This window comes from Mumia sp. zg.B21 (assembly GCF_019550855.1).
Taxonomy (GTDB): Bacteria; Actinomycetota; Actinomycetes; order Propionibacteriales; family Nocardioidaceae; genus Mumia.
This window is the reverse complement of the sequence record NZ_JAHWCJ010000002.1, coordinates 845,712-871,930: the sequence shown is the minus strand read 5'-3', so window position 1 is coordinate 871,930 and position 26,219 is coordinate 845,712. Positions and strand designations below refer to the sequence as shown.

The 26,219-nt window shown below is 71.2% G+C and carries 29 protein-coding genes and 1 pseudogene; 10 read left to right on the top strand and 20 right to left on the bottom strand.

From position 1 onward, the window contains the following. The first annotated feature begins 71 nt into the window (after positions 1 to 71). Both KV100_RS13030 and KV100_RS13025 read left to right on the top strand, forming a co-directional pair. Positions 72 to 1,376 carry a UDP-glucose/GDP-mannose dehydrogenase family protein gene (locus KV100_RS13030; protein WP_220343459.1) on the top strand — a complete coding sequence of 435 codons (1,305 nt, stop codon included), beginning with the start codon at positions 72 to 74 and terminating at the stop codon, positions 1,374 to 1,376. Next, on the top strand, positions 1,364 to 2,347 hold the full coding sequence (locus tag KV100_RS13025) for a glycosyltransferase (RefSeq protein WP_220343458.1): 984 nt from the start codon (positions 1,364 to 1,366) through the stop codon (positions 2,345 to 2,347). Before KV100_RS13030 ends, KV100_RS13025 begins: the two co-directional genes overlap by 13 nt. Here the strand turns inward: KV100_RS13025 and KV100_RS13020 are convergent. The 8 genes from KV100_RS13020 to KV100_RS12985 all read right to left on the bottom strand — a co-directional run bounded on the left by KV100_RS13020 (position 2,322) and on the right by KV100_RS12985 (position 7,374). Further along, positions 2,322 to 2,597: a DUF4235 domain-containing protein gene (locus tag KV100_RS13020; protein ID WP_220343457.1), complete on the bottom strand. Its 276-nt coding sequence runs from the start codon at positions 2,595 to 2,597 to the stop codon at positions 2,322 to 2,324. The genes KV100_RS13025 and KV100_RS13020 overlap by 26 nt on opposite strands. Next, positions 2,597 to 2,887: a hypothetical protein gene (locus KV100_RS13015; protein ID WP_220343456.1), complete on the bottom strand. Its 291-nt coding sequence runs from the start codon at positions 2,885 to 2,887 to the stop codon at positions 2,597 to 2,599. The genes KV100_RS13020 and KV100_RS13015 overlap by 1 nt, the downstream gene beginning before the upstream one ends. 39 nt (positions 2,888 to 2,926) lie before the next feature. Continuing rightward, on the bottom strand, positions 2,927 to 3,352 hold the full coding sequence (locus KV100_RS13010) for a ChaB family protein (protein ID WP_220343455.1): 426 nt from the start codon (positions 3,350 to 3,352) through the stop codon (positions 2,927 to 2,929). A gap of 24 nt (positions 3,353 to 3,376) precedes the next feature. Then, positions 3,377 to 4,390: a DNA topoisomerase IB gene (locus tag KV100_RS13005; protein WP_220343454.1), complete on the bottom strand. Its 1,014-nt coding sequence runs from the start codon at positions 4,388 to 4,390 to the stop codon at positions 3,377 to 3,379. 11 nt (positions 4,391 to 4,401) lie between these two features. Continuing rightward, positions 4,402 to 5,217 carry a sigma-70 family RNA polymerase sigma factor gene (locus KV100_RS13000; RefSeq protein WP_220343453.1) on the bottom strand — a complete coding sequence of 272 codons (816 nt, stop codon included), beginning with the start codon at positions 5,215 to 5,217 and terminating at the stop codon, positions 4,402 to 4,404. Between the two features lie 125 nt (positions 5,218 to 5,342). Continuing rightward, the gene (locus KV100_RS12995) at positions 5,343 to 6,101 is read right to left on the bottom strand and encodes an MBL fold metallo-hydrolase (protein WP_220343452.1); all 759 of its coding nucleotides are present in this window, start codon (positions 6,099 to 6,101) and stop codon (positions 5,343 to 5,345) included. 22 nt (positions 6,102 to 6,123) lie between these two features. After that, positions 6,124 to 6,678: a hypothetical protein gene (locus KV100_RS12990; RefSeq protein WP_220343451.1), complete on the bottom strand. Its 555-nt coding sequence runs from the start codon at positions 6,676 to 6,678 to the stop codon at positions 6,124 to 6,126. Between the two features lie 162 nt (positions 6,679 to 6,840). Continuing rightward, entirely contained in the window at positions 6,841 to 7,374 is a 534-nt protein-coding gene (locus KV100_RS12985) for a MarR family winged helix-turn-helix transcriptional regulator (protein ID WP_220343450.1), read from the bottom strand. 56 nt (positions 7,375 to 7,430) lie between these two features. Here KV100_RS12985 and icmF point away from each other — a divergent pair, with 56 nt between their 5' ends. From icmF to KV100_RS12960, 5 genes are all read left to right on the top strand, one after another. After that, complete coding sequence (icmF, locus tag KV100_RS12980) at positions 7,431 to 10,652, top strand: fused isobutyryl-CoA mutase/GTPase IcmF (RefSeq protein ID WP_220343449.1); 3,222 nt, start codon at positions 7,431 to 7,433, stop codon at positions 10,650 to 10,652. 95 nt (positions 10,653 to 10,747) lie between these two features. Continuing rightward, positions 10,748 to 11,497: an MSCRAMM family adhesin SdrC gene (locus tag KV100_RS12975; RefSeq protein ID WP_220343448.1), complete on the top strand. Its 750-nt coding sequence runs from the start codon at positions 10,748 to 10,750 to the stop codon at positions 11,495 to 11,497. After that, positions 11,494 to 12,288, top strand: coding sequence for a helical backbone metal receptor (locus KV100_RS12970; RefSeq protein ID WP_220343749.1), 795 nt, complete (start codon positions 11,494 to 11,496; stop codon positions 12,286 to 12,288). The genes KV100_RS12975 and KV100_RS12970 overlap by 4 nt, the downstream gene beginning before the upstream one ends. A 58-nt stretch (positions 12,289 to 12,346) precedes the next feature. Then, on the top strand, positions 12,347 to 13,681 hold the full coding sequence (locus KV100_RS12965; RefSeq protein ID WP_220343447.1) for a M20/M25/M40 family metallo-hydrolase: 1,335 nt from the start codon (positions 12,347 to 12,349) through the stop codon (positions 13,679 to 13,681). Between the two features lie 48 nt (positions 13,682 to 13,729). Then, entirely contained in the window at positions 13,730 to 15,073 is a 1,344-nt protein-coding gene (locus KV100_RS12960; RefSeq protein ID WP_220343446.1) for an anaerobic C4-dicarboxylate transporter family protein, read from the top strand. Positions 15,074 to 15,076: 3 nt separating this feature from the next. Here the strand turns inward: KV100_RS12960 and KV100_RS12955 are convergent, their stop codons facing one another. The 4 genes from KV100_RS12955 to KV100_RS12940 are packed head-to-tail and all read right to left on the bottom strand — an operon-like array spanning position 15,077 to position 16,635. Then, the gene (locus KV100_RS12955) at positions 15,077 to 15,397 is read right to left on the bottom strand and encodes a hypothetical protein (RefSeq protein WP_220343445.1); all 321 of its coding nucleotides are present in this window, start codon (positions 15,395 to 15,397) and stop codon (positions 15,077 to 15,079) included. After that, positions 15,369 to 15,530, bottom strand: coding sequence for a hypothetical protein (locus KV100_RS12950; RefSeq protein WP_220343444.1), 162 nt, complete (start codon positions 15,528 to 15,530; stop codon positions 15,369 to 15,371). The genes KV100_RS12955 and KV100_RS12950 overlap by 29 nt, the downstream gene beginning before the upstream one ends. Next, positions 15,527 to 15,688: a hypothetical protein gene (locus KV100_RS12945; RefSeq protein ID WP_220343443.1), complete on the bottom strand. Its 162-nt coding sequence runs from the start codon at positions 15,686 to 15,688 to the stop codon at positions 15,527 to 15,529. The genes KV100_RS12950 and KV100_RS12945 overlap by 4 nt, the downstream gene beginning before the upstream one ends. 14 nt (positions 15,689 to 15,702) lie before the next feature. After that, entirely contained in the window at positions 15,703 to 16,635 is a 933-nt protein-coding gene (locus tag KV100_RS12940; RefSeq protein WP_220343442.1) for a hypothetical protein, read from the bottom strand. Between the two features lie 146 nt (positions 16,636 to 16,781). Here KV100_RS12940 and KV100_RS12935 point away from each other — a divergent pair, with 146 nt between their 5' ends. From KV100_RS12935 to KV100_RS12925, 3 genes are read left to right on the top strand one after another with little or no spacing between them, the layout of a single operon-like run. Then, the gene (locus KV100_RS12935; RefSeq protein WP_220343441.1) at positions 16,782 to 17,252 is read left to right on the top strand and encodes a MarR family winged helix-turn-helix transcriptional regulator; all 471 of its coding nucleotides are present in this window, start codon (positions 16,782 to 16,784) and stop codon (positions 17,250 to 17,252) included. Next, positions 17,249 to 17,590, top strand: coding sequence for a hypothetical protein (locus tag KV100_RS12930; RefSeq protein ID WP_220343440.1), 342 nt, complete (start codon positions 17,249 to 17,251; stop codon positions 17,588 to 17,590). The genes KV100_RS12935 and KV100_RS12930 overlap by 4 nt, the downstream gene beginning before the upstream one ends. Before the next feature lie 41 nt (positions 17,591 to 17,631). After that, complete coding sequence (locus tag KV100_RS12925; protein WP_220343439.1) at positions 17,632 to 18,495, top strand: SDR family oxidoreductase; 864 nt, start codon at positions 17,632 to 17,634, stop codon at positions 18,493 to 18,495. A 6-nt stretch (positions 18,496 to 18,501) separates the two neighbouring features. On the opposite strand, the gene KV100_RS19640 is transcribed toward KV100_RS12925, so the two are convergent. From KV100_RS19640 to KV100_RS12890, 8 genes and pseudogenes are all read right to left on the bottom strand, one after another. Then, the gene (locus KV100_RS19640; protein ID WP_255566240.1) at positions 18,502 to 18,837 is read right to left on the bottom strand and encodes a P1 family peptidase; all 336 of its coding nucleotides are present in this window, start codon (positions 18,835 to 18,837) and stop codon (positions 18,502 to 18,504) included. Next, positions 18,786 to 18,923 (bottom strand): annotated as a pseudogene (locus tag KV100_RS20380) (hypothetical protein); the annotation flags it as partial. The pseudogene KV100_RS20380 and the gene KV100_RS19640, both read right to left, overlap by 52 nt. 329 nt (positions 18,924 to 19,252) lie before the next feature. Then, positions 19,253 to 19,927: a response regulator transcription factor gene (locus KV100_RS12915; protein ID WP_139105428.1), complete on the bottom strand. Its 675-nt coding sequence runs from the start codon at positions 19,925 to 19,927 to the stop codon at positions 19,253 to 19,255. Then, positions 19,924 to 21,003, bottom strand: coding sequence for a sensor histidine kinase (locus tag KV100_RS12910; RefSeq protein ID WP_220343438.1), 1,080 nt, complete (start codon positions 21,001 to 21,003; stop codon positions 19,924 to 19,926). Before KV100_RS12910 ends, KV100_RS12915 begins: the two co-directional genes overlap by 4 nt. 17 nt (positions 21,004 to 21,020) lie before the next feature. Beyond that, a complete protein-coding gene (locus KV100_RS12905) occupies positions 21,021 to 21,830 on the bottom strand; it encodes an ABC transporter permease (protein ID WP_220343437.1) in 810 nt (269 codons plus the stop codon). Next, positions 21,827 to 22,807: an ABC transporter ATP-binding protein gene (locus tag KV100_RS12900; protein WP_220343436.1), complete on the bottom strand. Its 981-nt coding sequence runs from the start codon at positions 22,805 to 22,807 to the stop codon at positions 21,827 to 21,829. Before KV100_RS12900 ends, KV100_RS12905 begins: the two co-directional genes overlap by 4 nt. A 908-nt stretch (positions 22,808 to 23,715) precedes the next feature. Then, a complete protein-coding gene (locus KV100_RS12895; protein WP_308291433.1) occupies positions 23,716 to 24,354 on the bottom strand; it encodes a P1 family peptidase in 639 nt (212 codons plus the stop codon). A 44-nt stretch (positions 24,355 to 24,398) separates the two neighbouring features. Next, on the bottom strand, positions 24,399 to 26,201 hold the full coding sequence (locus KV100_RS12890; RefSeq protein ID WP_220343435.1) for an acyl-CoA dehydrogenase: 1,803 nt from the start codon (positions 26,199 to 26,201) through the stop codon (positions 24,399 to 24,401). Between the last annotated feature and the right edge of the window lie 18 nt (positions 26,202 to 26,219).

The window sequence follows — 26,219 nt, the reverse complement described above, 5'->3', positions numbered from 1 at the left end:
GGGTTCCCCGAACCACGGCCGGGAAACGCTTCTCCACGCATAACCACCCGGGTGCCGGGAACCGCCTGGCCGTGAAGACATCGGTGATCGGGACGGGATACCTGGGCGCGACCCACGCCGCCTGCCTCGCGGCGGCGGGTCACGAGGTGGTGGCGTACGACGTCGATCGGGAGCGCCTCGCCGCACTGGCCGAGGGGCGCGTCCCGTTCCACGAGCCGGGCCTCGCCGACCTGCTCCGCTCCGGGGTCGCGAGCGGACGCCTCGTCTTCACCCACGACGTCGCCGACGTCGCGGACGCGGAGGTCCACTTCCTCTGCGTCGGCACACCCCAGGAGCGCGGGGGACGGGCCGCCGACCTGAGCGCCCTGCGTACGTCGGCGGTCGAGGTCGCCCGCCACGCGAGCCGCGAGTGCCTGGTGGTCGGACGCTCCACCGTCCCCGTCGGCACCGCCGACGACCTGGCCGGGCTGATGGCCGGCGAGGCTGACGTGCCGGTCTCCGTCGCGTGGAACCCCGAGTTCCTGCGCGAGGGGCACGCGGTCGACGACTCGCTCCACCCCGACCGGCTCGTCCTCGGCGTGCACGACGACGCGGCGTACGCGGTCCTCACCGAGGTCTACGCGCGGTGGGGGCGTCAAGGGACGCCGATCATCCGCACCGACCTGCGGACCGCCGAGCTCGCCAAGGTCTCGGCCAACGTCATGCTGGCGGCACGCATCTCCGTGGTGAACGTCCTCGCCGAGGTGTGCGAGCGTGCCGGCGCCGACGTCGACGACCTCGTCCGTGTGCTGGCGGCCGACCCCAGGATCGGCCCGGACGTCCTCCAGCCCGGTCTCGGCTACGGCGGGAGCTGCCTGCCCAAGGACACGCGCGCGTTCGTCGCGCGAGCGCACGAGCTCGACGTGGAGTCCGCCGCGCTCCTGCACCACGTCGACCTCGTCAACATGAGGCAGCGGGCCCGTACCGTCGACCTGGTGCGTGGCGTGTGGGGAGAGCGACGACGAGTCGCAGTCCTCGGGATCGCGTTCAAGCCCGGTTCCGACGACGTCCGGGACTCACCCGCCCTCGACGTCGCGACGACCCTCCACCGCCTCGGTGCCGAGGTCCGCGTGCACGACCCGCGTGCCGCCGCGCAGGCCGCACGCGTGGCCGACCACCTCACGTACGCGTCCTCCGTCGAGGAGGCCTGCGCCGACGCCGACGTCGTCACCGTGCTCACCGCCTGGGACGACTACACCGCGCTCGACCCGGTGGCGCTCCGCGAGGAGGTCACCGCTCCGGTGGTGGTCGACGGCCGGACCTGCCTCGACGCGGACAAGTGGCGAGCTGCGGGATGGGACTTCCACGGACTGGGGAGGCCGGCATGCGCGTCCTGATCTGGCACGTCCACGGCTCGTGGGCGACGTCGTTCCTCCAGGGGCCCCACGAGTACCTCGTCCCCGTCAACGCCGAGCGCGACGCCGACGGACGCGGGCGCGCACGCACGTGGGACTGGCCCGGCTCCGTCCGGGAGGTGACCGCCGACGAGCTCGCCACGACGCCGTTCGACCTCGTGGTCCTGCAACGACCGCACGAGGAGCAGCTGCTGCGGAGCTGGACCGGCCTGCGTGCCGGCGAGGACGTCCCGGCGGTCTACGTCGAGCACAACACTCCCCCTGGCGACGCCGTCCGGAGCGTCCACCCGCTCGCCGACCGTCCCGACGTGCCGATCGTCCATGTCACGCCCTTCAACCGTGCGTACTGGGACTGCGGCACGACACCGACGCACGTCGTCGAGCACGGCGTCGTCGATCCCGGGCACCGCTACACCGGGGAGTGGCCTCGCGCGGCGGTCGTCATGAACGAACCGGTGCGCCGCACGCGGGTGCTCGGGACCGACCTCCTCCCCACCATCGCCGAGTCGGTTCCTCTCGACGTGTTCGGGATGGGCGTCACGCCGCTCGCAGAGGCCGACTGGGCCCGCCGGGTCTGGACGTACGAGGACCTCCCGCAGGACATCATGCACGACGAGGTGGCCCGCCGGCGCGTGTACGTCCACACCGCGCGATGGACCTCTCTCGGCCTGTCGCTGATCGAGGCGATGTTCCTCGGGCTGCCGGTTGTCGCCTTCGCGGGCACGGAGGCACCCCGCGCGGTCGGCGACGGCGGCGTCACCTCCGCCGACCCGCGGGCGATGCGCGACGCGGCCGCCCGGTTCGTCGCCGAGCCGATGCTCGCCGAGGAGACCGGGGCGGCCGCGCGGGAACGTGCGCGCGCGAGGTTCGGCCTCGAACGGTTTCTCGCCGACTGGGAGGCCGTCCTGGACGACGTCGCGGACGGGGTCAGGAGCCCGGCCACGCTCCGGTGACCCGCTGGAACCCGCGGGCACCGGCCCGGTCGATGCTGGCCTTCACGACCGCGTAGATCATGCCCTGGATCGCCGACGCGAGCAGGAGCTCCCGCCAGCCGTAGGAGGACTCCGCGAGCGGGTCGGGCGTCTCGTCCTCGTCGGAGATCCGCTTCCAGACCTGCTTGAAGATCATCCCGGCGATCATGCCTCCGGCCATGCCGGAGATCAGTCCGATGGGGCGGTACGCCAGCTTCGCAGCGTTGGGCATCACGTGCTCCTCTCGTCGGACTCGCCTGGGGCGAGACCGGGCTCGTTCGGTTCTTCCGGCTGCGGCTCGTTGGGCCGCGGAGAACCGGGGTTCGTGCGCGGGTCGGTCCGGGGGTCGGTGACGGGGTCGTCGCCTTCGGGCTCGGTCTTCGGTCGTGCGCCCCCATCGTCACCGGTCTGAGCGGTCGCCACCACCCTCACCCCGCACCGCTGCTCGGGCAGTACCTGCTCCGACCGGCCGAGCAGCCCGAAGCCGGTCTCCTCCTGCACCTTCTCGATCGTGGCAGTCATGTGCAGCGGGTGCCCGGAAGCCCGGGAACCATGCGTGCGTCAGGATCCGGCCCGCGCGTCGGCGTTCGCCCGGTCGTTCGCCCGCTGGATCGCTGTGACGAGCTCGTCCTTGGTCATCTGGGAGCGACCGGACACGTCGAGGCGGCGCGCCAGGTCGTACAGGTGCTTCTTGCTGGCGTTGGCGTCGACACCCCCGGCGGTGGGACGGTTCGTGCCGCGCCCGCCGCGTGCCTGGGCGTCCGACGGCCCTCGGTCGTCCTTCGGCTCCCAGTGGTCGCCGACCTTCTCGAAGCTGTGCTTCAGCGCTGCGTACCCGACCTGGTGCGCCCGTCGGCCCTCTCCGTACTCCTCCGCGGCGGAGTCGTGCGCCTTGGCGAACGTCCGCTGCGCCTTGGCGCTCGATCGGCGGATCGGGGCGGGGAGCTCCTCCTTGCGGGGCTGTCCGTCCTTGCGTGTCTTCGGCATGGTGCGCTCCTCCTCGTTCGTCGGTCAGGCTTCGTCGGTCAGCAGGCTGAGGACGGCGCGTTCCAGCGTCGGGCGGTCGCGCTCCTCGTCGATCCGCGGTCCGAGCATGCTCAGCGTCGGTGCGACGGTCACGCCGTCCTCGAAGAGCTCGATCACGCGAGGGTTCACGTACGACGACCTCGCGACCGTGGGCGTGTTGCCGAGCACGTCGGAGACCTCACGCATGGTGGCGGCGACCGCGCGTCGCCGTGCAGCCGCCGTGCGCGACGCCTCGTCCTTCGACGCGAGGGACACCGCGGCGAGGACGGTGGCGTGCCAGGTGCGGAAGTCCTTCGCCGTCATGTCTGCACACACCCGCTCCTGCAGGTACGCGTTGACGTCGGGGCTGGAGAGCTCGGTCCAACGCCGTCTCTCCTGGAAGGCCAGCAACGTCTCCCCGCCTCGGCGGCGACGCATCGGCCCGACCACCTCGTAGGTGAGCGGGTCGGTGACCTGGATGCGTTGCGAGACGCCGGCCTTGCCCTGGTAGGCGAACTCCATCGTCGACCTGTCACGGCGGAGCGTGACGTGGTCCTTGCGCAGGGTGGCCAGTCCGTACCCGCCTCCGTTGGCGGCGTAGCGGTCGTTGCCCACCCGGAAGAGACCGCGGTCGAGGAGCCGGAAGGCCGCCCCCAGCGCCTTGTCGCGGGGCACGCCCGCCGCGTCGAGGTCGCGCAGCACCCGCTCACGGCCCTCGGGAAGGCGGTGCGCGACGTCGAGCACGCGCTCGTGCTTCTGCCGCTCCATGCGCTCGCGCCACAGCGGGTGGTACAGGTACTGGACCCGCCCGGCAGCATCGATGCCTGTGGCCTGCAGGTGCCCCGAGGGCCACCGGCAGATCCAGACGTCCTCCCACGCGGGCGGGATCGCGAGCGACTCGCAGCGGGCCCGGTCCTCCCCGCCAAGGGGGTGCCCCTGCTCATCGAGGTACCGAAACCCCTGACCCACCCGTCGGCGGCTCCATCCACGCTCGCTGCGCGAGACCGTACGGAACCTCATGCGATGGACGGCTACGCCGCCAGCGTGCCGTCGCCGAGCTGCTCGCGGAGCTGGGCGAGGATGCGACTGAGGATCCGGGAGACCTGCATCTGAGTGACGCCGAGCTGCCCCGCGATCTGCTCCTGGGTCCACTGGTGGAAGTAGCGCAACGCCAGCGTCTCGCGATCACGATCGCTCAGCCTGCGCACCAACGGCGCGAGCGAGGCCTTCTCCTCGGCCCGCGCGAACGCGTCGTCGGTCTCGCCGAGGACGTCGGCGAGCGAGCCCACGCCGTTGACGCCGGGCGAGTCCAGCGAGGAGGGGTGGTAGCAGCCGTCGGCCGCCATCGCCTCGTTGACCTCCTCGACCGGCAGCGCGAGGTGCTGTGCCACAGCCTCTGGGGTCGGGGTCTCGCCGAGCGTCTGGACCAGCTCTTCGACGCAGGCCACGACTTGGGCGCGGGTCTCCTGGACGCGCCGTACGGGACGCACCATCCAGCAGCTGTCTCGGAACCAGCGGCGCACTTCGCCGCGGATCGTCGGGACGGCGTAGGTGAGGAAGTCGTGTCCCCGCGCGGGGTCGAACCCGCGGGCGGCCTTGGCCAGGCCGACGTAGGCGACCTGCTCGAGATCGTCGAGGTCGACACCGCGGTTGCGGTACTGGGAGGCGACCGCACGGGCCACGCCCATGTTGACCTCGACCAGACGCGCCTGGAGCAGGTCGCGGTGGGCCTCGTTGCAGTCGGCAAGGGCTTCGCACAGCTCGGTGGTCACGGTCCGGCGCTCGTCGCGGCTCAGATCGCGAGGAAGAGCGTGCGGGCGGTCGAGGGTCGTTGCGATAACAGACATGCCACGCTCCGTTCACAAGTGCGAGAACGTGGCGCGCTGTTTGACCACTGAATAGGGCTGCCTGTCCTTTTTAACAGTCTTCTCGACTGCTGTCGACCTGAGCAGGCTGCGTAGATCCCCCGATGTCAGGGGCGCCAGGGCCCGGCGGTCGCCCGCGCCTGACCGGCTGCGTCCCGCATGCTCCCCGCCCATACGGCGCCGTGCCCGGGGAAGAGCGTGCCGGCATCGACGCTCGCGATCGCGTCGAGCGAGTCGACCGTCGCGTCGCGGTCGTGGGAGAACGGGCGGACGATCAGCTGTGGCCCCCGGAGCCGCGAGACGGGGTGACCTGTGATCAGCGCGTCACCACTCACCAGGACGCCCGAGCCGGGGATCAGGTACGAGGTGTGGCCGTCGGTGTGTCCGGGTGTCGGTACGGCCACCGGCGAGCCGGGCAGGTCGAGCCGGGATGCGTCGTAGGCGCCCACCTGGTCGATGCCGCCGCGGTCGGTGCCGCCGAGCCGGGTGATGTCGAGCAGCCACCCGAGGGCGCCCCGACGCCACAGCACCAGCGGGAGCCGCGCCGGTGACAGCTGCTGGAGGTAGTCGCGGCGCGCGTGCGGGACCTCGACGGGCCCGGTCCACGTGTCGATCGAGTGCCGGGAGGCGATACGCGCCGCGCCACCGAGGTGGTCGACGTGCGCGTGGGTGAGCAGGATCCCGCGGATGTCGCGCACCTGGTGCCCGATATCGCGGACGGAGCGCTCCACGTCGACGGTGTTCCCGGGATAGCCGCCGTCGATGAGCGTGAGGTCGTGCCCGTCCTCGACGAGCACCCAGTTCACGTCGCGCGTCGAGACGAGGTACGCGTCGCCGACGCGGGTGATCGTGTAGGGCGTCGTCATCGGCACTCTCCTCGCTCGTCGGTCACCGCCGTTCCCGGACCTGCCCGAGGCCCGGGGGGCGCAGGGCCCGCGCGCGGATCATCTCGAACCGAGACATGCCCCAGGCGACAGCATCACGCAACCACGACGCCGCCGCCGGGTCGCGCACCCCGATCCGCATCGAGCGCGCCGCACGCGTGGCCGACCAGAAGCACAGAGGGATCGGGCCGAAGGCGACGGCCAGGACGACGAGGATCAGTCCGAGCACGGCGCCGGGATCAAGGTCACCCACGAGCGCCACGGGGGCGAACCACAACGCCGCCGCGAACAGCCCGGAGGACACGAGCGCGATCTCCGGTCGCGTCCACCGGTCCTGCACCCGCACGACCAGTGCGGTGACGGCGACGACGGCCGCCGCTCCGGCGAGCAGGGAGACGGGCTGGAACGCCACCGGGACCAGCAGGAGCAAAAAGGCCGGTCCCGCGACGTAGAGCGAGGCGATGAGCACGCCGAGCGCCCATGGCGGCCCGATGACTGCGGTGGCGAAGGTGAGCGCCTCCAGCGGGGTCACAGGGTCGTTCTTTCGTGCAACCCTCACGTCGCCTCCGTCACCCCTACCTCGACCTCTCGTCGAGCCCCCGAACGGTGCGGCACCACGGCCGACCCGCGGCGAACCTAGTGCGTCACGGCATCAAGCGTCAACCTGCACTCGAGGGTGCTGGACAGCCCGGTCACGCGGGCTGTGGAGCGGGCCGGTCGCTCAGCCGCTGACTGACCTCTCCGGCGCCTTCTCCGGGAAGTCACCGGCGGCCGAACGCAGCCGCCGCAGCAGGGCGAACGCGTCGTCCTGCTCGCGTGCGGTGAGACCGTCGACGGCGAAGTCGATCGCTGTCAGGGCGGCCGTCGCTTCGATGACGAGCTCGCGACCGGCCGGCGTGAGGGAGGCCAGCGTCCGTCTCCGGTCGCTGGGGTCGGTCTGACGCAGGACGAGCCCCTGGGCCTCGAGCCGATCGATCGCGTTCGTCACCGAGGTCGGGTGCACCATCAGCCGCTCGCCGATCTTGCTCAGCGGCAGCGTGCCCGCCTGACTGAACGTCAGCAGCACCAGCACCTCGTAGCGCGCGAACGTGATGGCGTACGGCTTGAGTGCCGCGTCCAGCTCGGCGAGCAGCAGCTGCTGCACCCGCATCACCGAGGTCGCGAGCCGCATGGCGGTGGCGTCACCGAAGTGGCTCTCCCAGAGCTCGCCGGCGCGCTCGACGGGGTCGAACGGCAGTCGGGGTCGCCCTGGCATGGACCTCACCCTATCGAGACTCGACATTACTTGGAAGTCCAACTATTTTACGTCCTATGGAAACTGCGGATGCCCTGCGGGTACGGATCGTCACCGCCTCGAGCCTCTTCGACGGCCACGACGCCTCGATCAACATCATGCGCCGCATCCTGCAGTCGCAGGGGTGCGAGGTGATCCACCTCGGTCACAACCGTTCGGTCGTCGAGGTCGTGGACGCCGCGATCGAGGAGGACGCGCACGGAGTCGCGGTCTCCTCCTACCAGGGCGGCCACGTGGAGTACTTCGAGTACCTCGTACAGCTGCTCGCCGAGCGGGGCGCCGGGCACGTCAAGGTCTTCGGCGGCGGAGGCGGCGTCATCGTCCCCTCCGAGATCGCCCGCCTGCGTGAGAGCGGCGTCCTGATCTTCTCTCCCGAGGACGGGCAGCGCCTCGGCCTCCCCGGGATGATCGCCGAGGTGGTCGAGGCCTGCCGCGCCGACCTGTGGGACCAGCACCGTCCCGACCCCGAGGCCGTGCTCGCGGGTGACCGGGTGTCGCTCGCGCGCGCTGTCACCGGTGCCGAGCAGGGCCGGCTCGACGGTCCGCTCGCCCGCGCCGTCCGCGTCGCGGCCGAGGCGTCGAGCACGCCTGTGCTCGGCATCACCGGCACCGGCGGCTCGGGCAAGTCCTCGCTCACCGACGAGCTGGTCCGACGCCTGCGCATCGACCAGCAGGACAAGCTCCGCATCGCCGTGCTCGCGGTCGACCCGACCCGTCGTCGGGGCGGAGGGGCGCTGCTCGGTGACCGGATTCGGATGAACGCCCTCGACGGCGTCCACACGTTCTTCCGCTCGCTCGCGACGCGCGGGGCCCACGAGCTCCCCGACACGCTGAACGATGTCATCGCGGTCGTGAAGGCAGCGGGATACGACCTCGTGGTGCTCGAGACTCCAGGCATCGGCCAGGGCGACGCCGCGGTCGTGCCGTTCGTCGACACCTCCCTGTACGTCATGACGCCGGAGTTCGGCGCCGCGTCGCAGCTGGAGAAGATCGACATGCTCGACCTCGCCGACGTCGTGGCGATCAACAAGTACGAGCGCCGCGGCGCGGCCGACGCCCTGCGCGACGTCGGGCGGCAGATGGTGCGCAACCGTGAGGCGTTCGGCAGCCGACCCGACGACATGCCTGTGTTCGGGACGTCCGCGGCGACCTTCAACGACGACGGCGTGACCGCGCTGTTCCACGAGCTCGTGCGCCTCCTGGGCGAGCAAGGGCTCTCGCTCGAGGAGGGCGCGCTCCCCCGCGTCGACGTGCGGCACTCGACCAGGTTCGCCGCGATCGTCCCCCCGAACCGCTCTCGCTACCTGTCCGAGATCGCCGAGACCGTCCGCGACTACCACGCCGCCACCGAGCGCATCGCCGACACGGCCCGCCGCGCGCAGGCGCTCGAGTCGGCGGCACAGGACCTGGCAGCGGCGGGGCTCGGCTCGGACGACGCCCGCTCGCTCGCGGAGACGACCGTGGCGACACTGCCCGACGAGGTGCGAGCCCGGATACGTGACTGGCCGACGGTGGTGGCGTCGTACCAGGGCGACGAGCAGGTCGTCACCGTGCGCGGCCGCGAGCTCCGCACGCGACTGGCCCGTGAGTCCTTGTCCGGCACGCGGGTGCCGAGGGTGGCACTGCCCCGCACGACCGACCACGGAGACCTCGTGCGCTACTGGCGCAGCGAGAACCTGCCCGGCCACTTCCCCTACACCGCGGGCGTCTTCTCGTTCAAGCGCGACGGCGAGGACCCGGCACGCATGTTCGCCGGCGAGGGCGATCCGTTCCGTACCAACCGCCGGTTCAAGCTCCTGTCGTCCGACGGCGAGGCGACCCGGCTCTCGACCGCGTTCGACTCGGTCACGCTGTACGGACGCGATCCCGGCGAACGGCCCGACGTCTACGGCAAGGTCGGGACCTCGGGGGTGTCGGTCGCGACGCTGGACGACATGAAGGTGCTTTACGACGGGTTCGACCTCGTCTCCCCCTCCACGTCGGTGTCGATGACGATCAACGGCCCGGCCCCGACGGTGCTCGCGTTCTTCCTCAACACCGTCATCGACCAGCAGCGCGACAGCTTCCGCGACGAGAACGGGCGCGAACCGTCGCCGGAGGAGGACGCCGACCTCGTCGCGTACGCCGTCGGCAACGTCCGCGGCACGGTCCAGGCGGACATCCTCAAGGAGGACCAGGGCCAGAACACCTGCCTGTTCTCGACGGAGTTCAGCCTGCGGATGATGGCCGACATCCAGGAGTGGTTCATCCAGCACCAGGTCCGCAACTTCTACTCCGTGTCGATCTCCGGCTACCACATCGCCGAGGCCGGCGCGAACCCGCTGAGCCAGCTGGCGTTCACGCTCGCGAACGGCTTCACCTACGTCGAGGCCTACCTCGCCCGCGGGATGGACATCGACGACTTCGCACCCAACCTGTCGTTCTTCTTCTCCAACGGGATGGACCCGGAGTACTCCGTGATCGGCCGCGTGGCGCGCCGCATCTGGGCGGTCGCCATGCGCGAGCGGTACGGCGCCAACGAGCGTTCGCAGAAGCTGAAGTACCACGTGCAGACCTCGGGACGGTCCCTGCACGCGCAGGAGATGAGCTTCAACGACATCCGGACGACGCTCCAGGCGTTGATCGCGATCTACGACAACGCCAACAGCCTCCACACCAACGCCTACGACGAGGCGGTGACGACACCGACCGAGGAGTCCGTGCGCCGCGCGCTGGCGATCCAGATGATCATCAACAAGGAGTGGGGTCTCGCGATGAACGAGAACCCGCAGCAGGGGTCGTACGTGATCGAGGAGCTGACCGACCTCGTCGAGCAGGCCGTGCTCGAGGAGTTCGACCGGATCACCGAGCGCGGCGGCGTGCTCGGTGCGATGGAGACCGGATACCAGCGTGGCCGCATCCAGGACGAGTCCATGCTGTACGAGCACCGCAAGCACGACGGCTCCCTGCCGATCGTCGGTGTGAACACCTTCCGCAACCCGCGGGCCGGGGAGGAGCACGGACCGATCGAGCTCGCCCGCGCGACCGAGGACGAGAAGCGGTCGCAGCTCGCCCGCGTCCACGCGTTCCAGGAGACACACCGCGACGAGGCACAGGCAGCGTTGGCGCGGCTGAAGGACGCCGCGGCGTCGGACGAGAACGCGTTCGACGTGCTGATGGACGCGGCACGGGTGTGTTCGCTCCAGCAGGTCACGGAGGCGTTCTTCGAGGTCGGAGGCCAATACCGGCGCAACGTCTGAGCCTGCGCTCGCAACCGGTGAACGGGGGCAGAACTGGGTACTGTGCCGGACACGTACGGCCGCATCCCCGAGCGGCCCGGCTTGAGGAGTTCGACATGGATGACATTCCCTGGTGGGTCTGGGTCATCATCGCCGTCGTCGTGGTGGCGTTGATCGCACTGGCGGCCCTGGCCGCACAGCGCAAGAGCCGCGAGCGTGCAGCCGCACAGCGGCGCGAGGAGGCCAATGCCCTCCGCGCGCAGGCGCAGGACACCCAGCTGGAAGCCAGCCGTCGCGATGCCGAGGCGGCGCGAGCACGCGCCGATGCCGAGGAGGCACGGGTCGCGGCCGAGCAGCGCGAGCGTGAGGCGCGTGAGCACCAGGAGCACGCGCAGCGCACCCGCTCCGAGGTCGACGAGAAGCTCGCGAGGGCCGACGAGCTCGATCCCGACGGCGGTCGCGACGACCGCCCGGCCGGCGCCTACGCCGCGGGCGCGAGCGGGGACTACGTCGCTGACTCGAGCGGGGACTACACCACCGACTCGCAGGGCGACTACACCACCGGCACGGACACCGGCACGCACGCCGACGGCACGACCGACGCCGGTGCCTACACCACCGGCACGACTGAGCCCGGCACGCACGCCGACGGCACCGCCGACACCGGCACGCACGCCGACAGCACGACCGACGCCGGTGCCTACACCACCGGCACGACCGAGCCCGGCACGCACGCCGACGGCACGACCGACCCTCGCACCGATGCCGCGACCGACGAGACGGTCGAGGTGACCGAGACCTACGAGGTCCCGGCCGACGAGACCGAGCCGCGTCAGCGCGACGCCGACGGCCGGCACCAGGCCTGACCACGGACGCCCGGACCAGCGACGACCTCGGAACCCCGGTTGCGCACCCGCGCACCGCGTGCCGTGTCGTCTCACTGGTTCCGTCGCTCACCGAGGCGATCGCCGCGACCCGCGGCGACGCCTTGGTGGGCGCGACCGACTGGTGCACCCACCCCGCCGACCTCGACGTCGTCCGGGTTCGTGGCACCAAGAACCCTGACCTTCGGGCGGTCACCGACCTCTCTCCCGACCTGGTGGTCGCCAACCAGGAGGAGAACCGCGAGCTCGACGTCCGACGTCTGCGCGAGGCGGGCGTCGCCGTCTGGGTGACCAGGATCCAGACCGTCGACGAAGCGGTCGCGTCGATGCGGCGACTGTTCGCCGAGGCCCTGGGCTGGGGCGTCCCCGGCTGGCTCGACACTGTCGCAGCCGCGTGGGCGGCTCCCTCGCGGCCCACCACCGGCGCCCCCGCGCTCCGCGCGGCAGTCGCCGTCTGGCGCGACCCCTGGATGGTCGTCGGACGCGACACCTTCACCGGTGACCTGGTCTCCCGGCTCGGTTGGCAGCACGCGTACGCGCAAGCCGACGGCCGATACCCGCACGTCCCGCTCGAAGACCTCGACCGTGCCGACCTCGACGTCGTGCTGCTGCCCGACGAGCCGTACCCCTTCGGTCCGTCCGACGGTCCCGAGGCGTTCACCCGTGTGCCGACCGTGCTGGTGCCCGGTCGGCTCCTCACCTGGTACGGGCCGTCGCTGCTCGAGGCGCGTACGGCGCTGGCCGATCTCGTGACCCGCTCCGCGACCGCCTGACCCGCACCGCCGGAGCGCTCGACGCGCCGAGAGACGGGTCGCGGTTTACGTTCGCGCCATGGACGATTCTTCGCTGCGGACGACGATCGCCGCGCTGATGCCCGCCATCCGCGACGAGCTGGAGTCGATGGTCGCCATCCCCTCGTGCGCGTTCCCGGGCTTCCCGCCCGAGCCTGTGCACTCCATGGCGCAGTCCGTCGTCGACGCGTTCGGCCGGTACGGCGTGCCAGCGATGATCACCGAGATCCCCGGCGGTTACCCGGCGGTGACCGCGGAGATCCCGGCGCCCGAGGGACGGCCCACGGTCGTGCTCTACGCCCACTACGACGTCCAGCCGGCTCCCCCCGAGCAGGGCTGGGAGACCGACCCGTTCGCGCCGACGTGGCGCGACGGCCGGTTGTACGGCCGCGGCGCCGCCGACGACAAGTCGGGCATCGCGATCCACCTCGCGACTCTCGCCGCGTTCGACGGGAGACCGCCGGTCGGCGTCCGTCTCATCGTCGAGGGTGAGGAGGAGACCGTCAGCCACCTCGAGGCCTGGGTCACCGCCAATCCGGACAGGGTCGAGGCCGACGCCATGATCGTCGCCGACATGGGCAACCTCACCGTCGGCGAGCCGGTGCTGAGCGTGGGGCTGCGCGGTCATGTGAAGGCTGTGGTCGAGGTGCGGACGCTCGAGCAGCCGGTGCACTCGGGTCTCTTCGGCGGTGCAGCCCCCGACGCCTTGATGGCGCTGATCACCATGCTCGCGACGCTGGTCGACGAGGAGGGGAACTGTCTCGTGGAAGGCATCGCGTCCGGAGACTGGGAAGGCGCCGACTATCCCGAGGAGATGCTGCGCCGCAACGCCGGCGTCCTTGACGGCGTCGGGCTGGTAGGGACGGGCACGATCGCCTCGCGTCTGTGGGCCCGGCCGTCAGTCAGTGTGCTCGGCCTGGACGCGGTGCCGGTCGACCGGGCGTCGAACGTCCTGCAGCCGAGCGCGCGGGCGGTGGTGGGGATGCGCATCCCGCCCGGGCAGGACCCCCGCGACGCGGTCGACGCCCTGATGGCGCACCTGCGCTCCGTCGCACCCTGGAACGCGCGGGTCGACGTGCACGCGGACAAGGTGAGCCCTGCGTTCTCGCAGGGGACGGACGGGCGGGCTTTCGGCTTGATGCGCGAGGCGCTCGCCACCGCGTACGGCGCGGACGTCCAGACCGTCGGGTCGGGCGGGTCGATCCCGCTCCTCGAGACGCTGCACGAGGCCGTTCCGACGGCGGACTTCGTCCTGGTCGGAGCCCAGGACGCCGAGCACGCCCACATCCATGGCCCCGACGAGTCGGTCGACCCTTCGGAGATCGAGCGCATGGCGCTCGCGCAGGCCCTCCTCCTCGAAGCACTCGCCCACTAGCAGCTCGCCCGGCCGTACGAGAGCGGCAGAGGCTCGAAAGGGGACGCCGTGGACACCTTCCTCCTGATCCTGCAGGCGCTCGTGGTCGTCGGCGCCATCTACATGGGCGTGCGCCTCGGTGGTGTCGGCCTCGGCCTCTGGGGTGCGGTCGGCGTCCTGGTCCTCGTGTTCGTGTTCGGTGCGCCACCGGGCGAGATCCCGAGCGACGCCATCCTCGTCATCATCGCCGTGATCACGGCGGCATCGGCGATGCAGGCGGCCGGCGGCATCGACTACCTCGTCCACCTTGCCGAGAAGGTGATCCGCTCACGTCCGAGGCTCGTGAACTACCTCGCACCGCTGATCACGTTCGCGTTCTGCGCCGGGTCGGGCACGGGGAACATCATCTTCCCGCTGCTGCCGGTGATCTACGAGGTCTCTTACGAGCGCGGCATCCGTCCGGAGCGTCCGCTCGCCACGTCGGTCGCGGTGTCGGGCTTCGCGCTGGCAGCGAGCCCCGTCGCCGCAGCGATGGCAGCGTTCGTCGGCCTGACCGGCGACGAGGACGGCGCCCTGAGCCTGGGCGAGATCCTGCTCATCACCTTCCCCGCCGTGCTGCTCGGGACCATCGTGGCGGCGGTCGTGCAGAGCCGAGTCGGTCGCGATCTCGCCGACGACCCGGAGTTCCAGCGACGTCTCGCTGCCGGCCTCATCGAACCGCCGGCCTCCGAGACGGGCGAGGACAAGGGCGCCGACGTGCCTGCGACGGCCAAGCGCGCAGCCGGCGTCTTCTTCGCGGGAGTCCTCGCGGTCGTGCTCCTCGGCGCGTTCGACGAGCTGCTCCCCACGTACGAGGTCGACGGCACCACCGAGACGCTGTCGCTGACGACGCTGCTGATCATGGTGATGCTCGTCGTCGCGCTCGCGGTGATGGCCGTCGGCAAGGTGCGGCCCGGCGCCGTCCTGGACGCGCCGCTCACGAAGTCGGGCCTCACGGCGATCATCGCCCTGCTCGGCATCGCCTGGTTGGCGAACACGTTCATCACCGGGAACGAGGACACCGTGATCGGAGGCCTCACCGACATCGCCGAGGAGGCCCCGTGGTTCCTGGCGATCGGGTTGTTCCTGGTGGCCGCGGCGACCACCAGCCAGTCGGCCTCGGTGAACACGATGATCCCGCTCGGGATCAGCCTGGGCGTGCCGGTCGCGACGTTGGCCGCCTACCTCCCGGCGATGGGCGGCGTCATGACGCTCCCCGCCAACGGGTCGCAGCTCGCGGCGGTGGAGATCGACCAGACCGGCTCGACCACGATCGGCCGGTACGTCCTGAACCACTCGTTCATCCTGCCGACGCTGGTGATCGCCGTCGTGTCGGTGCCGACGGCGCTCCTGATCTCCAGGCTGTTCGTCTGACGGTCAGCGGTGACGGCGCCCGGACCTCTCCGAACGCGCCAGGCGTAGGAGGCGTTCGGCCTCGGGCAGTCCTCCGTCGACGGCCGTCGACGGAGCGGTCGAGGTGAGCGGGGTGATCTCGGTGGGTGGGCTCACCGTGGTGCCGAGCACGATCGGCCCCCCGGGATCGCTCGTCCCCGGTCCCGACGGCGGGGTGACGACGACCGTGGCGTCCAGCCGGAGCAGCCGTACGCCCAGCAGTCGCGCGACCACGTGAGCCCTGACGACCGCCCCGTCGGCGAGCGTCGGACCCCCGTCAGGAGACGCGTGACCCGCCTGCGCCATCAGGGTCCCCGTACTGCTCGATCCGTTGTCCGGCACGCCTGGCGGCCGCGACGATCTGCTCGTAGCGGTCACGGCCTGCCTTCGTCCCCAACACGTAGCCGATCCCGAACACCGCGAGCGTCCGGAGCTTCACCGGCTGCCCTGCCTGTCACGGATCGCGCTCACCGCGGCGCTGACCGCCGACAAGCCGATCAGCCCGGCAGCCGTGATGGCGCCACCTCGTACGGCGCTGCCCCCGGGAATCTTCTCGACAACGCGCTCCAAGGGCGTCTTGCGATGGAAGAACTTCACGTGGATCTCTCCGTTCAGTGGTTGCGCGAGGCGCGACGGATGGCGTTGACGAGCTGCGTCTTGGTCTTCTGAGACGTGTCCTCGACGCCGAGCGAGGTGGCGAGCTCGATGAGCTCGGCCTTGGTACGGCGCGGGAGGCTCGTCGGCAGCTCCTGGGTCTGCTCGGCACGCACCGCCCGCGCGGTCGTCGTGACGACGGCGTCCCGCGCGGCCGAGGCACGGGCTCGCGTCTGGTCGGCCGCACCGGCCTGCTCCTGCGCCTTGGCGACGAGACGGTCGGCTTCTTCGCGTGCTTTCCGTGCGGCCTCCTCGGCCGCCTCGGTGGCCTCGTCGGCGAGGCGGCGGGCCTCACTCATCGACGAGTGCGCCGCGTCGATCCGTGCCTGGGCGTCGGCAGCGGCACTGTCGGCCTTCGCGCGGATCCGCTCGACGTCGCGCTCCAACGCCTCACGGAGCTTCTCGTAGCGCTGTCGTGCCTCGTCCTGAGCCTCACGGCGTACGGACTCGACCATCTCGTCCGCACGGCGACGCGCCTCACGGACCCGCTGCCCGACGTGGTCGTCCGCCTCCTTCTTGGCGGCGCGGCTCCGGTCGCGCGCCTCCTTCTCCGCAGCACTCGCCTGCTCGGCGAGCTGCTTGGCCTCCTGGGCGTGGACAAGGGCGTCCTGCTCCTCGGAGCGAGCGCGCTCGACCGCCGAGTGCGCACGCGCGAGCCTCGACTCGACCGAGTCCGTCCCGGGGACCTTGTCAGCCACCGCGGCAGTCGCGCGGCGTGTCTGGTCCACCACCGCGTGCTTGGAGCCGTTGGCGACGCTGGTCGCGGTGTCCTGGACACCTCCACCCAGGTCGACGGTCTTCGACAGAATCCACGCGGCATTGCGCGGCAAATCCTTCAGGCCACCGGCCATGCGTACGGACGCACGGCGCAGGACTCCCTGGCTCGACATGTGATCTCCCCTCGGATGGTTCTACCCGTTTCTACCCCCATAAGGGTGATCCATGCCATATGAGACAAGATCGACGCAGATCAGACAGCGGGAACAGCGAGGCCTGCATTTTTGTGAGTGCGCTAACGGTTCGTACACTGATCACCATGGACGCGGACGACCCCCTCTCCCTCGAGCACCAGGTGTGCTTCGCGCTCGCGGTGGCCTCGCGCGCCGTCGTCGCGGCCTACCGGCCTGTGCTCGAGCCGCTCGGCCTCAGCCACCCCCAGTACCTCGTGATGCTGGCCCTCTGGGAACGCGACGGCCAATCGCTCAAAGAACTCAGCGCCGCCCTCCACCTCGAGCCGGCCACCACGTCGCCGCTGGTCAAGCGGCTCGAGGCCGTGGGCCTGGTGGCGCGTGAGCGGTCGCCGCACGACGAGCGCGCCCTGACGATCTCGCTCACGTCCGGAGGACGGGCGCTGCGCGCCCGGGCCGTCGACGTTCCCGGCACCATGCTCGAGCGTCTCGGCATGTCGACCGGCGAGCTCACCGAGGCCAACGCCTTCCTCCACCGCCTGATCAGCTCGGCGCACCGCGCGTCCGACCCCTTCCCCTCCAGGAGCACTCCCGCATGACCCAAGGTCCTCTGCCATCAGCCCCCACGCCGCGGAAGTCACGCGAGCAGCGTGACGCCGAGCAGCGCGCGCTGCGGGTCGTCCAGCGCCGCGTCGCGGCGATCGGGTTCTTCGCGATCACCGTGCACGGCGTCTTCGGCTGCATCGGTCTCGGCCTCGTCCTCGACAACCAGGGCCGCCACAGTGACGCCATCGCCATCACCGTGATGTCCGGGGTGATCGCCGCCATCACGTATGCCGGGGTACGGGTGATCCTCCAGCGCTCGCTGTGGTCGCCCGTGTGGATCGCCGTCGCTGCACTGCCCACGATCGCGGCACTCGTCTGGCTCCTGCGCTGAGGCTGAGGCATACCGACGCCACTCGCGGGTACGGGAGACCCATGAGCGACAACTCTTTCCCGGCCCAGCAGCAGGACCCTCCAGGCTCGACCGCGGCGATGGACCCGGTCCCGGACCACGGCGAGGAGTCCTACCGCGGCTCCGGTCGACTGAAGGGCCTGCGCGCCCTCATCACCGGCGGCGACTCCGGCATCGGGCGTGCCGTCGCCATCGCGTACGCCCGCGAGGGCGCCGACGTGGCGATCTCGTACCTGCCTGAGGAGAAGCAGGACGCCGAGGACACCGCGTCCTGGATCGAGCGCGAGGGACGGCGGGTGCAGCTCCTCCCAGGAGACATCACCGACAGCGAGACGGCGCGCAGCCTCCCGCAGCGGGTCGTCGACGAGCTCGGCTCCCTCGACGTGCTGGTCAACAACGCGGGCTTCCAGATGGCACGCCGGTCCGGCGACGACCTGGACGGCATCGCCGACGACGAGCTCGACCGTGTCTTCAAGACCAACCTCTATGCACTGTTCTGGATCACCCGCGCCGCCGTCCCGTTGATGCGAGAGGGGTCGAGCATCATCAACTGCACCTCGATCCAGGCGTACGACCCGTCGCCGGCGCTGCTCGACTACGCCGCGACGAAGGCGGCGATCAACAACGTCACCGCCAACCTCGCCTCGGCGCTCGGGCCGAAGGGCATCCGCGTCAACGCGGTCGCGCCGGGCCCGATCTGGACACCGCTCCAGCCGGCCACGCAGCCGACCGAGAAGATCGAGAGCTTCGGCGAGGACACGCCGCTGGGGCGCGCCGGCCAGCCCGCCGAGGTCGCACCGGCCTTCGTGTTCCTCGCCTCGCCGTCGGACGCGAGCTACGTGACAGGCACCGTCATCGGGGTGACCGGCGGCAAGCCGGTGTTCTGAGCGGCGTCACGCCACCACCACGCCGGCGCGGCGCAGCCGCTCCCGGACCGCACCACCGGGCACTCCGAGCACGGTGCGGCCGTGTCGTCCCTGCGTGGTGGTCGCCGCGAGGACCGAGTTCAGCAGCGCTTCCTCGACCGCGTCCATCGTCGACCCCAAGATCGGGTCGAGGGCCTCGTCGGCAGGGGGCTGGCCCGTGCCGACCGAGAACGCCAGGGCGTAGTCGCCACTCCCCTGGCGTAGTCCGCGCCGACCCGGGCCATCGCGAAGACGGCACGCCGGGCGACCCGCCCGAGCTGGCGCGCGTCGAGCGGTGCGTCGGTCGCGACCACGATCATGCAGGAGTTGCCGACGGTCTGGGCGGGAGGAGCGCCGACCAGGTCCGCGGACGGCATCCGCACGCCCGCGATGGTGAGCACGCCGTCCATGTCCCAGAGGACGGCCGCGGGCAGCCTCTGACCAGCTTCCTCGTGCTGACCTGCAGGTTCACGAGAAGACGCGGTGTTCAGAATGCCCTCCAACAAGCTCCATGCGACTAACGATGCGACTATGCACCCTAGGTGCGCCCCCTGCCCCATTGACGGGCATCCCGGTGAACGGCTGACATCCGGCGGGGTTGAGCCGCTTCACGTGGTCGACCGCTCACACCTGACTGCATGAGCAACCACACGATCGCCGCCCCGATCAGATGGGGAGCCTGACCTGCGCTAACCCCCCGTGCGGCGTAAAGCGGTACAGGCAGCGGCCAAGCCCAACCTCACCCGGAGCGGCGCCCCGGCTGGACCAGCCCGTGGTCGAAGGCGAAGACCACGGCGGCAGCGCGGTCGCGCAGGCCGAGCTTGGCGAAGATGTGCCCGATGTGGGTCTTGATCGTGCCCTCGCCGAGGAATAGGTTGGCGGCGATCTCGGTGTTGTTGAGACCGGCGCCGATCAGGGCGAGCACCTCTCGCTCCCGTGGCGTGAGCGTCTCGACAGCCGCGCCGGACACCGGTGGGGCCTGCGCTCCGCGGTAGGCGGTGAGCACCCGGCCGGTGACGGCCGGGTCCAGCCACGAGTCGCCGGCGGCGACCGCCCGGACAGCGCGCTGGAGGTCCTCGGCCGGGACAGACTTGAGCAGGAAGCCGGCCGCCCCGGCGCGGAGCGCCCCGGCGAGCACCTCCTCGTCCTCGAACGTCGTCAGCACCAGCACCGGTGGCGCATCGGGTACGTCGGCCAGCAACCGGGTCGCGGCGACGCCGTCGACCCGGGGCATCCGCACGTCCATCACCACCACGTCGGGGCGCAGGGACGCCACCGCGTCGACGATGCCCTCGCCGCTCGCCAGCTCACCGACGATCTCGAACCCGAACCGGGAGCGCAGGATCCCGCGCAGCCCTGTGCGGACGAGCTCCTGGTCATCGACCAGGAGCACCCGGACCACCTCCTGGGTCATGACGGCAGCACCGCCTCGACCAGCCAGCCCTGCGGGACCGGACCGGCGGCGAGTCGGCCACCGACGCTTTCGGCGCGCTCGCGCATGCCGTCGAGGCCGGAACCGGGGGTGGCCGCGGGGTCGGGCGTCCCGCCGTTGCGCACCGTCACCGTGACGTCTGCCTTGCCGGCGATCACGCAGACAGCGACTGGCTCGCCGGCGGCGTGCCGAGCGGCGTTGGTCAGTGCCTCCTGGACGATCCGGTAGGCAGCCAGTCCCCGGGTGGATCCCAAAGAGGAAAGGTCTCCCTCGACCTTGAGCTCGACGGCAGCGCCGGCTCGGCGGAACGAGTCCACGAGGTCGGCGATGTCACGGGCGTCGGGCAGCGGCGCCATCCGGACGGGGTCGTCGGTGCGCATCAGGCCGACGGTGGCGCGGACCTCCTCCAGGCTCTGTCGGGCCAACCTCTCCGCCTCGACCAGGGAGGCGCGCGCTTCCTCGGGCTCGTCGTCGAGTGCGAGCCGGGCGCTGCCGATGTGCAGCAGCGAGACGGTCAGGGCGTGGCCGATCACGTCGTGCACCTCATCGGCGATCCGGCTGCGCTCCTCGGCCCTGCTGCGCTCGGCCAGCTCGGCCCGGGTGCGGTTGAGCTCGACCACGGTCAGTCGCAGTCGCCGGGCGAACACGCAGGCGATGGTCGTGAACGCCGTACCGATGATCCAGGCACCCCATCCGGGTTCCGAGGGGTGGATCGCCCACTCCCCGACGGGTCCTGCGAGGAGTACGACGAGCGTGGTCAGGGCCACCGGCAACGCAGACGACAGCGCGGCCCAGGCGGCGATGACGCACAGCCCCATCCAGGACAGGTTGGAGGACTGCTCGTGACCGAGCACCACCAGCCCCGCGATCGGGATGACCAACCCCGCCGCGAGCCGCCAGCCCGACGGCGCCCACTTCGCCAGCGCCAGCGCCGCAGCGACGATGCCCGCGGCCGACCACAGCGCCACCGGGGTCGACTGGCGCGTCATCAGCACTCCCAGGAGCGCGAAGAACGCGAGCGCGGCAGGTGCCGCGGCTCGCGTTCCCCACTCCGTCATAGGAGCGACCCTAGACGTCACAGGGCGCTGCGCCGTGCCGCCAGGGCCATGGCGCCGACCGCGATCACGGTGACGGCCACCAGGGCGACCGTGGCGTCGCCGATCCCGAGCCACGGTTCCCGGATCGCCTGGTTGGCCAGCGACAGCGGCAGCCGCTCGGAGATCTCCCGCAGCGCATCCGACATCACCGCCGGCGGTGGGCCGCCGACACCGAGCAGGAAGGAGGGGAAGAACAGCAGCAGCCCGACGGCCTGTGCCGCCCGCGCCGAGGGCAGCATCGTCCCGAGCAGCACCCCGATGCTGGCGAACGCCACGGAGGCAACGACCACGCCGGCCACGACCCGCACCGGGTCCTCGACGCTCGGGATGCCGTAGACCGGTGCGGCGACGGCCAGCAGGAGCGCACCCGAGATCGCGATCGCGGTGAGGCCGACCATGAGCTGGGCCAACGCGAACGACCACCGTGGGAACCCCGACGCCGCGAACCGGCGCAGCACTCCTCGCTCCCGGTAGGTGGCGATGTGCACCGGCAGCATGATCAGTCCGGTCGCCCCGATCACCACGGTGAAGTAGGAAGCGACGTACCAGTGCGACGGGTTCACCGGGAAGGCGTCGTCGGGCTGGGTCCCGAACGAGCCGCCGATGATCAGCATGGAGACGATCGGGAACACCAGCACGAAGGTCAGGGCGAACGGCTCGCGGCTGAGCAGCCGGAGCTCGGTGGTGACGAGTCGGCGGGTGGCCGAGCGGTGCTTGGGCGCGGGCCCGGCGGTGGAGCGCGGATCGGCGCCGGCAGTGTCCGGCTGGATGGGGACGAACGTGCTCATGATGCGACCTTCCTGGTCTCGGGGAGATCGGTGGACTGGTCGAGCAGGGTCAGCAGCGCCGACTCGAGATCGGGGATGTCGACCCGGAGATCGACCGGCACGGGGTGTCCGCTCGCGACGAGCCAGGCCCCCACGTGGGCGATGGCCTCGCGCGCGCCCTCGATCGCGACCTGGTCGCGCTCCTGGCTCACCCGGTGTACGCCGGGAAGTCGATCGAGCTCGCCGCGGATCGCCGAACCCCCGGCACCCGGAAGGCCGAAGCGGACCGTGACTCCAGGGGCGTGGCGGGCGACCAGCTCGGCGGGCGTGCCCTGGTCGAGCACCCGCCCCTGCCGCATGGCGACGACACGCTCGCACAGTGCCTCCGCCTCGTCGAGCTCGTGCGTCACGAGCATGACGGTGGTGCCCTCGTCACGCAGCTGCGCAACAGCGGACCACACCTCACGCCGTGCGGCGGGGTCCAGGCCCTGGGTGAGCTCGTCGAGGATGACCAGGCGCGGCCGGTTGAGCAGCGCGAGCACGAGGAACAACCGCTGCCGCTCTCCCCCGCTCAGCCCCGCGAACGGGGAGCGACGCCGCCGCCCGAGGCCGAACTGCTCGAGCAGCCGGTCCCGGTCCTGGGCGTGCGGGCCGGCGAACAGGTCCACCGCCTCGGTGACCCGCAGCCGGTCGGGCAACCCAGAGCTCTGCAGCTGGCTGCCCACCTGCAGGCGCAGGCGATCGGCCTGCTTGACCGGGTCCAGGCCGAGGACCCGGATCACCCCGGAGTCGGGCGTCCGCAGGCCCTGCAGGCACTCGACGGTGGTGGTCTTGCCGGCACCGTTGGCGCCGATGAGACCGACGATCTCACCAGCCCCCACGTGCAGGTCGAGATTGTCGACGACGACTCGTCCGCCGTACGACTTGGTCAGTCCGCGCACGGTGACGACCGGCCCAGAGATGTGCTCGGTGGCGTGGCGCATGGGTGTTGGTTGCATGCCCCCATTCCATGTCGCGGGGACCCTCGGCACATCGGCCCGGAGGCAGAACCCGACCTCTGCCCCCGGGCAGAGGTCCCTGGAGACTGTAAGCAGTGCAGACGAACCCGACCAGGTCCCTGGACCGGCCCTGCGACGGCCACGCGACGGCCACGCCATGACCGTGGTGACCTTCGGCGCAGTCAGGTAGGTGCGCCCCAGGGCGATCCGCTGGAGCACCTGGGTGTGGTCGCGCAGATCCTCGCCCTGGCCGAACAGGTCCCGCCGGCCACGGCCTCGCGGGCGCAGCTGTGGCGGCGTACGGCGAAACCGTCGTCCGCCTCCTGTAGACCAAGATGGTCGGGCAGCTAACGCAGCCACAAGGTGGGTGCCGACACGGGTGTCTAAGGCGCGATGGCGGTAGCCGTTGCGCTGTGCGGCGCGGCCCGGGTTGGGCCGTCTCCATTCCGCGCCAACGACAGCGTCGGCAGCGTTCTCCTCGATGAGGTGTCAGGCAGTCAGCGCGGGCAGGTCATCAGCTCCGATCTCGGGTTCGGTCACTACGCGGGACTTGACCGGCGTCAGCTCGGCCCGCAACCTCTTCGGGGGCGTCCGGCGTATCGAGCAGGGCGGCTCGCCCGGGCTCGGCAAGCGACGCTAGACCCGCACTGGATCACCCGACGCGGGGTCACGATGCGACTATCGATGCGACGGTTCAGCGCTCAACGCATCAGTCAGGGATGTCGTGTGACCGGCTGGCAGGACGGGCGCCTCCACTCAGCCGACCAGCGGGAGGATGCATGACGTCGGGCCTTGAGCGCCATGCGACTATCCATGCGGCTATACGCTACAAATTCGAATGCGCCCCTATGCCTCTGAACGCCCGCTGAGGACGCCGACGGCCTACCTGACCTGCGCTAACGTGTAGGTCAACGCACCTGGAAGTACCCCAGAGCACCCGGCGTGCCGTCCATGTTGGACTGCACGAGCGCGCCGACCGTGACGGTGCGTCCCGCGAGCTCGACCAGGCGAGACGAGGTGCCGATCCCTCCCTTGTAGCCGAGCGCCGTCGTGCCCGTCCCGGCTCCGACGCACGCCTCGACGACGCGCCCACCACTCGCCGACGCGAGGGCCTCCTCGACGTGCTCGGCGCCGACCGCGCGGGCGCGGACATCGGAGAGGTGGCCGTCGTTCGTCTCGCCGACGACAGGGTTGAGCGTGGCGACGTCCTCGTAGCCGGGACGCGCCAGGACGTGGGCGACCAGCGCGTCGGCCACCCGGAACACCGAGAGCGTGCTGGTGAGCAGCACCGGCGTCTCGAGCGCCCCGAGCTCGACCAGCTGGGTCGCCCCGACGAGCTTGCCGAACCCGTTGCCCGCCGACAGCCCGGCGGGCAGCCGGCGACGCGACGGCCCGAGCGCGTCCGGCACGATCGCGGTCACCCCCGTCCGCAGGTCCCCGCGGGCGATCGTCGCGTGCCCGACGCGCACGCCCTCGACGTCGGTGATCGCTCCGTACCGGCCCCGTGGATGGGGGCCGAGGGTGAGCGGCAGCTCGTCGACGCGCACGATGTGGACGCTACCGCGTCAGAGCACGAATCGACGCGGCCGCGTCAGAGCGACGCGACGTCGAGGTCGAGCGTCGTACGGTCGCCCGAGGCGACGAGGTCGAGGCGCGGCCCGACCGTGGGCAGCTCGTAGGTGAAGAAGTAGCGGGCCGCGGCACGCTTCCCGTCGTAGAACACGTCCTGCCCATCACCGGCCGCGAGCAGCTGCTCCAGCCAGATCCAGGCCACGACGACGTGACCCGCCGCCTCCAGGTAGGCCGACGCGTTCGCCAACGCCACCGCAGGGTCGCCCTTGGCCCAGGCGGTGCGCGTCACCTCGACCAGCCGCCCGAGCACCGGCTCCAGGGCGTCGGCATACGAGGCGGCGTCTCCTCCCGCCTTGCGGGCCTGGGCAACCGACGCGCCGATCGTCGACGCGAGCAGAACGAGGCCCGCGCCGCCGTCGGCGACGACCTTGCGGCCGAGCAGGTCGAGCGCCTGGATGCCGTGGGTCCCCTCGTGGATCGGGTTGAGCCGGTTGTCGCGATAGAGCTGCTCCACCGGGTAGTCGCGGGTGTATCCGTAGCCCCCGTGCACCTGGATCGCGAGATCGTTGGCCGCGAGGCACCACTGCGACGGCCAGGACTTGGCGATGGGAGTCAGAACCTCCAGCAGCGTGTGCGCGCGTGCCCGCGCCTCGGCGTCGGGCCCGGTCGCCTCCTCGTCGACGAGCCGGGCGCAGTAGAGGACGAGGGCGAGCCCGCCCTCGACGTACGCCTTCGACGCAAGGAGCATGCGGCGGACGTCGGCGTGCTCGATGATCGGCACCGGCGGCGCGAGCGCGTCCTTGGCGCCGACCGGGCGCCCCTGGGTCCGCGTCTTCGCGTAGTCGAGCGCATGGAGGTAGCCGGTGTAGCCGAGCGCGACCGCACCGGCGCCGACACCGATCCGGGCGGCGTTCATCATGTGGAACATGGCGGCGAGGCCGCGGTGCTCCTCGCCCACGAGGAAGCCGATCGCCCCCGCCTGCCCGCCTGGCTCGGCGAAGCCCTCGCCGAAGTTCAGCAGCGTGTTGGTCGTGCCGCGGAAGCCCATCTTGTGGTTGAGGCCGACGAGCGCGACGTCGTTACGCTCGCCAGCCTCGCCCGCCGCGTCCGGAAGGTGCTTCGGGACGATGAAGAGGGAGATACCGCGGACGCCGGGCGGTGCCCCGGGTGTCTTGGCGAGGACCAGGTGCACGATGTTCTCGCCGAGCTCGTGGTCACCACCCGAGATCCACATCTTGGTCCCGGTGACCCGGTAGGAACCGTCGTCCTGCGGCACCGCACGGGTGGTGATGTCGGTGAGCGAGGAGCCGGCCTGCGGCTCCGACAGGCACATCGTCCCGTACCAGCGGCCCTCGATCACCGGCTTCGCGTACGTCTCGATCTGCTCGGGCGTGCCGTAGGTCAGGATCAGGTGCGCGTTGCCGGCCGCGAGCGAGGGGTACGAGTGGACGCCGACGCTCGCCGCCTGGAACCACATCGCCGACGCCCGCTGGAGGGTGAAGGGCAGCTGGAGACCACCGTGCTCGGCGTCGAAGGCCAGGCCCGGGAACCCGGCGGCGTTGTACGCCGAGAGGGCCTCCGCCACGCCGGGAAGCATCTCGACGTGGCCGTCCGCGCCGACGCGGGGCTCCTCGATGTCGAGAGCGCGGCTGAGCGGGGCGAACTTCTCCGTCGCGATCGTCTCCGACAGCGCGAGAACCGCGTCGAACGTGTCGCGGTCGTGCTCGGCGTACCGCTCGCGAGACGTGAGCTCTTCGACGTCGAGCCACTCGTGCAGGAGGAACTCGAGGTCGCGCCGCGAGAGGATCCGGGAATCGGCCATGCGGCTGATACTAAGCGC